This window comes from Ohtaekwangia sp. (assembly GCF_036568665.1).
Taxonomy (GTDB): Bacteria; Bacteroidota; Bacteroidia; order Cytophagales; family Cyclobacteriaceae; genus Ohtaekwangia.
In genome coordinates, this window is record NZ_DATCSD010000247.1 from 1 (window position 1) to 6,216 (window position 6,216).

Genomic DNA, 6,216 nt, shown 5'->3' on the forward strand with positions numbered 1-6,216 from the left:
GAACAGTGTTTGCTTCGGGAAGTTTATCTAGTTTGTTTCCCGCAGATCTCGCGGATTTACGCAGAAGAATACTGGCTGATTTCTCCAAACCTTGTATTTATATTCATTTGCAAGTTAGCTGTTGCCATTTTACACTTTGAATGATTGTGTAAATCGTAAAATCACCGTGGCTATTATTCCAATGTATCGCATATCGGGAGTATGTTCAAATACAAGATATCTAGTTCTTCTCTTTCAGTAGTTTCTCCAATAAGGCTATTTTATCACGCTCGCTTTTTAGAAGTGCTTCGTATAACTTCTTATTTTCATCGAGAGCTTCAAGCCATTTATCTATAGGGTTGAAGGTACAATTGAAGTTTTGTACGGCAACATTAGCTGCACCCTGATTGCTTCCTTCTTGATTATACTGTATATAGTTAATAACGGACTCTTCAGTGAAATTATCAATCGCTTCACTGCTTACTCCTAATGCTTTCGCTATCTTTTCCAGTGTCGCGTCTTCTACGTGCTCGCTTTGTTCTATCTTGGATATAGCTTGCTGACTGATGCCTAACTTTTCTGCAAGGACTTCCTGTTTTACTCCTAACAATTCACGTATGCGGCCGATTTTTCTGCCGAGGTGACGTGGTTGGGGTTTTGTTTTCGTTTCCATACGATCCAAATATAAAAAGTTTGGAGCTTGTAAAAAACAACGAGATTTACAACGGAGATAAGAACTAAAAAAAGATCTCCTACAGAACTCACGGAATTACACAGAATCTTTTAATTGCTATTTACGATAGGTCTTCTTGTTTCTTCCAGTATTTTATACTCTCCATTTAAAAATTGGATGATATAAAGTTCAGAAACGGCAATTGCCCGGCCATTTCGAATTTCAGGGTCCCATTTATCGCTGTTCAGGAATAAGTCATAAAGCTTCTTCTCTACAATCTCTGATTTAATGGTTGAATACATATCTATATCTTTTACCTCTCCTTTTTCATTTATTACGCATCCAATTATTATATATCCCATACGAATGTTGGGAGCGTCAAATTTATCGTATATATACTCATTGAAAGATTTATAGTACCCTCTGTTGAATTTCCGGTGGTCCATAAATCCGGATCTGTCAATTTTTCTTACGCACTCCTCTTTTCCGTAATATCCCGGATCAAGCAAGTCAATTGTCATGTCTACCGTAGTAGCTGGATAATCGCGATAAGTTGTATTAAATATTTTATTCATCGCGAGACTTTCACCTTCTATGAATTTACCATTTTCAAATAGCTCGATAGCTGTTTTTCTATTGTAGATCGTACTATGCAGTATCCATTTGCCATGCTGCTTCCCGTTTTTTATCTCTCCCTCAACCAGCATATTTGGTACCAGATCATCATAAGAAAACTCTCCATTTCCGTTCGCTATTGTTTGTTTCCCGTTTTTCTTATAGGCCTCTTTTACATAGTATCCGCTGGAATCAAAGGATATAACTTTCTTGAGTTGGCCATTCTGGAACCAATATCTCCACTCTCCCTTTTTTTGACCATTTACTACTTGTCCTTGTTCTTTTGTCTTTCCGTTTTCGTAATACGACTTAAAGAATCCGTGGAGTACGTTATTGACATAAGAACATTCAACAGCCAGTTTGCCACTTGCATAGTAATCTTTAGAGTAACCGTTGAAGGCAAAGATCACCGGATTCATCTTTGCTACCCGATAATAGGTTGCGCATTCAAAACCGGTTAATATTCCGTAGTCTTTGAAATTTAGCCTGAGACTATCTTTTCCTACAACATTAATATAGTCTGCTATTCGTTGGGCTCTTAAATTAAATGATGTTAATAGTATAAGAGCGAGAAGTATAATTCTCATGATCGGGGATAGGGGGTTATATCCAAATATAAAAAGTTTGGTGATTTGTAAAAACAACAAGATTTACGCAGAAACAAAAAACAATGTCTCCCACAGAACTCGCAGAATTACACAGAAGCTGAAAGCGAAAAGTATAAAGCTGAAAGTGAAATAAGCCAGTATTTATACTTTCTACTTTCAACTTTATACTTTCCGCTTATTCCTCTATTTAGCAGCAGCTTCCGCTAATGCGCGAATCTTCCTTACGCGCTCCGGGTCAACGGTGCGTAGTTTAAATTCGGAGCCTTCGTCTGATCCCATACCGGCTATAGCTTCATTGCGATATACCATGGCGCTGTCGCGTGAGCCTACTGCTGAGAAATGTATTTCTTTGGCTTTTGATTTTGATACAACTTCTTCTACTGTATTTTCATTTACACCGGAGCCAGGCATAATAGCGATGCGCCCGTTAGCACGTTTGATCAGTTCAGTAATCAGATCTATACCTTTTACGGCTTGTGTCTGATGACCGGAGGTAAGTATACGATCGAACCCCACTTCGATACAATCTTCCAGTGCTTCGAACGGATCACGTGTCATATCAAAGGCACGGTGACAAGTAACTTTCAACGGACGTGCTTTATCGATCAACTCTTTGCAGCGTTTCTTATCGATCGTACCATCAGCATTCACAATGCCCAATACAATACCATCTACACTCAGCTTCTGGCATTGCGATATATCGCGCTTCATAGCATGGAACTCGTAGCTGTCGTAATGAAAATCTCCTCCGCGCGGACGGATCATCACATACACATCAATACTCACATGCTGGCGCACAACTTCAATTACACCATACGAAGGTGTGGTGCCGCCTTCGCCTGGGTTGTCGCATAGTTCAATGCGATCAGCTCCGCCTTCCTGTGCTTTGCGTGCAGAGTCAATGTTATACGCTACAATTTCAATGGTCATGGTATAGATGGTTAGTGATTCAAATATCTTATAAATTTTTACAATGATATTACTACGTGTTTAAACTTCTGCCGATTTATGAAAGTGTGTTTGTGTGCGTTGAAAAATATTTTTTTACTAAGTTCTTGGGTGTTGACATAGGGCTGTCAGAAGTCATACGTTACTTGTATCATCATTAAACATCATCCCTTATGACAACAACTATGGAAAAGAAACAACTGAGCATTGGCACCCTTCTTACAGATCTGGCAGTATACAATGCCTGGGCAAATGAAACGTTTGTCAATTGGTTGCGTACCAAACCTGCAGAGTTGATGGAACGCGAAGTGGCTTCGAGTTTCCCGAGTATAAAAGGAACGATGGTGCACATCTGGGATACACAACGCTTCTGGGCTTCGGTGCTGGAGCAAGTGCCAGCGCCTCCTTCTTTCCGTCAGGGATACGATGGCACAACGGAGGATGTATGGGACGGTATAGTGGAGCAGTCGCGGGCGATGGCTGACTTCGTTGCTACGCTTTCGGAGGCAGCCTGGACGGAGGAAGTAGAATTTTATACACCCTATATACAAGGTATACAGTCGCGTGCCGAGTTTCTGAATCATTGCCTCACACATAGCGGCTATCACCGCGGACAGGTGGTTACGATAGCGCGTAATGTTGGCATCACCGATGTACCAATGTCCGATTATAGTTTTTATCTTTTGCGTGTAAAACAGAAATAGATTTATCGTATGACACTCTCTTCCATTGCACATCAACGGTTATACCATCAGCGTATCTCTCATACGGAATTTGTAAAGCCGGAAGAAGTAGTGTCATGGATGGGAGCGATGCAGTCACAGGATTACCTGGGTTCGTTGTGGAGTGTAGGTCTGCGAATGAAGGATGGAAATGAAGAAGCCGTGGAGCAGGCGCTCGCCAATAAAACCATTGTGCGCACATGGCCTATGCGCGGAACACTGCACCTGGTTTCCCCTGCTGATGTACGCTGGATGTTAAAAGCATTTACTCCGCGTATTATATCGCGGGCAGCCGGTATATATAAACAGGAGGGCCTCGATAAAAAGATATTTACCAGGAGTGCCAGGCTTGTGACTGCAGCGTTGGAAGGAGGACATCAGCTTACGCGCAAAGAAGTATATGATGTATTGGAGCGAGGCAAGATAGCTACGGGTAATACGCGCGGACTACATATACTCGGCTACCTCGCACAAACCGGGTTGATCTGTTTTGGAGCGCGCAAAGGAAAGCAACCTACATTTACATTGTTAGATGAATGGCTGCCTGCAGTAAAGTTACCGTTACAAGATGAAGCAATCGCATCTTTTGCATTGCGTTACTTTGCCAGTCATGGTCCCGCTACATTACAAGACTTTGCCTGGTGGACAGGTTTGTCGATAACAGAAGCAAAGAATGCGCATGAAGCTATCAAATCATCGCTGGTGCAGGAAACGGTAAATGGCAATACCTATTGGATGGCGGGTAGCAACCCCGTTGTGAAACCCAAAACAGCATCGGTATATTTGTTGCCCGGTTTTGATGAATATTTGCTGGGCTATACCAATCGCACGGCTGCTATAGATACCAACCGGTTCAAACAAATTGCCGGAACAGGCAATGGTATATTAAGCTCTACGGTTGTGATCAACAGCCAGGTGGTGGGTATGTGGAAGCGTACGATTGCCAGGAACGCGGCTGCCATTGATCTGAAGCCTTTTGATTCATTCAATAAAACACAGAAGAGCGCGATAGCTTCGGCAGCCAAAAAATATAGTGCGTTTCTTGGTACTCCGGTTAAAATAGTCTGATGTATTGATTCGCAACGGGTATAGTTTTTTTGCCTATACGTTGTATAAAAATTGTAATCAATATGAAGACCACATGCAACACTTGGATACTGGGTATATGCTTTATACTGTTTGCCGGTAGTACATTTGCCCAGCAGGCTTCCAAATCGGGGCAGAAAATCATCGATTTGGTAGTAGGTACATGGCAGATAAGCCAGGTATATGACGGCAAGAAACAGATAACCTCCAATTCAGATACACTTGTTCAAACGATCGAGTTTACCCGTGAGGCGAAATATATAACCCGTAACAATTCGCAGAAGATAGATTCAGGGTTGTTCCGTATCAACGAAAATCATAAGATACTATATCTCGAAAGCAAGAACAGTGCAGATGGTGAGGCTCGCCCGGTAGAGTGGGGACTCAGTTTGCAAAATCACATTCTTACGCTTTCCGGCAGAGGCTCTCCGCATGCAGAACGTTTCAAGTATATATATACCCGTAAGTCAGGAACGAAGAAAATGGGTACAGAGTAAACGGTAACGTGATAATCGATATACCAGTATTCGCAGGCTATAGCCGAACGAATACTGGTAATTTTATTTTTACTGGATGGTTTCTTTTACAGAACCACAATGCAACATCTTGTCGCCAAAGTAAGGATTGAGAATTTGCTTTTCGTTAGAGAGCCAGTAGGCACCTTCGTGATTGTTGGCCATGGGGCAATACTCCAGGTATAAAGCACCGGATGCTATATTTCCGTTAACGAGCTCTTTCATATCGGTGCTGAGTGCAGCGAATATTTTGCGTTGAGCATCCAGGTCGCTGGATGCAGCAATCGTTGCAGCTGATGCAGTTACTTTCTTTCCATTCGCTAGAGCTCCTGCTGATTTCTGTAGTGCTGCAGCCGCCTGCTTGGCATCGGCTGCTTTCGATGCCACCAACGCATCTTTCAGATGCAGGTAATCGGTATAGGCTGTAGTAAGCCTGGCATCTTTGAAAGTAGGTGCAGCGGTAGCCTGCGGCTGACTATGACTTGCATGATCGTGCTGCGCCTCTGCACTCCAGCTTATGAGTATAAGCGCCAGTATATAGATTGTGTTTTTCATATAGGTATATAATTATTGTTATTGTATTTTCTCTTTTACCACACCACAGGTAAGCATCTTGTCGCCAAAGTATGGATTGCGAATTTTTTCCTGGTCGCTAAGCCAGTAAGCGCCTTCATCGTTAAATGCCATCGGACAAAACTCATAATATGCAGTAGTACCACCGAGGCCGAATGCTTTTGCGCTTTTGTATAGATTCTCTGAAAGCACACTAAACGATCTGCGTTGCACTTCTATATCCTTATTGGTTTCGATCGCTTTCAATGACGATTCAAGATTACCAAGATAAGTCATCCAGTCGTGATGTGCTGCATCAGAAAGTAACGTCATATCAACTTTCGCTAAAGTTTGCTGAACCGTTGTAGCCTCAGTACGAACCTTTGCATCATCAGACGCTACAAATGCATCTTTCAATGCAAGGTATGCAGTATATACCGCTGCCAGTTGTTGCTGGAAAACTTTGTCAACATCAAACTGAGGCTTGCCTGCATCACTCGTTGTTGCAACAGAATCAG

General features: G+C 42.4%; 8 protein-coding genes. 3 read left to right on the forward strand and 5 right to left on the reverse strand.

Annotated features, from left to right (window positions below; all coding sequences use genetic code 11):
• Positions 1-220: 220 nt before the first annotated feature.
• The 3 genes from VIN08_RS13700 to VIN08_RS13710 all read right to left on the reverse strand — a co-directional run bounded on the left by VIN08_RS13700 (position 221) and on the right by VIN08_RS13710 (position 2,805).
• Entirely contained in the window at positions 221-652 is a 432-nt protein-coding gene (locus tag VIN08_RS13700; protein ID WP_331966006.1) for a helix-turn-helix transcriptional regulator, read from the reverse strand.
• A gap of 110 nt (positions 653-762) precedes the next feature.
• Positions 763-1,854, reverse strand: coding sequence for a hypothetical protein (locus VIN08_RS13705; protein WP_331966008.1), 1,092 nt, complete (start codon positions 1,852-1,854; stop codon positions 763-765).
• Positions 1,855-2,058: 204 nt separating this feature from the next.
• On the reverse strand, positions 2,059-2,805 hold the full coding sequence (locus tag VIN08_RS13710; protein WP_331966010.1) for a copper homeostasis protein CutC: 747 nt from the start codon (positions 2,803-2,805) through the stop codon (positions 2,059-2,061).
• 191 nt (positions 2,806-2,996) lie between these two features.
• On the opposite strand from VIN08_RS13710, the gene VIN08_RS13715 reads away from it, so the two are divergent.
• The 3 genes from VIN08_RS13715 to VIN08_RS13725 all read left to right on the forward strand — a co-directional run bounded on the left by VIN08_RS13715 (position 2,997) and on the right by VIN08_RS13725 (position 5,128).
• Complete coding sequence (locus VIN08_RS13715) at positions 2,997-3,527, forward strand: DinB family protein (protein WP_331966013.1); 531 nt, start codon at positions 2,997-2,999, stop codon at positions 3,525-3,527.
• Between the two features lie 9 nt (positions 3,528-3,536).
• Complete coding sequence (locus tag VIN08_RS13720; RefSeq protein ID WP_331966016.1) at positions 3,537-4,613, forward strand: winged helix DNA-binding domain-containing protein; 1,077 nt, start codon at positions 3,537-3,539, stop codon at positions 4,611-4,613.
• Positions 4,614-4,675: 62 nt separating this feature from the next.
• Positions 4,676-5,128 (forward strand): lipocalin family protein, encoded by a 453-nt coding sequence (locus VIN08_RS13725; protein WP_331966019.1) that lies wholly within the window; start codon positions 4,676-4,678, stop codon positions 5,126-5,128.
• 69 nt (positions 5,129-5,197) lie between these two features.
• Here the strand turns inward: VIN08_RS13725 and VIN08_RS13730 are convergent, their stop codons facing one another.
• The gene (locus VIN08_RS13730; RefSeq protein ID WP_331966022.1) at positions 5,198-5,701 is read right to left on the reverse strand and encodes a DUF3347 domain-containing protein; all 504 of its coding nucleotides are present in this window, start codon (positions 5,699-5,701) and stop codon (positions 5,198-5,200) included.
• Between the two features lie 18 nt (positions 5,702-5,719).
• Positions 5,720-6,216, reverse strand: a 497-nt coding sequence (locus VIN08_RS13735; RefSeq protein WP_331966025.1) for a DUF3347 domain-containing protein, incomplete at its 5' end; no start/stop codon positions are given.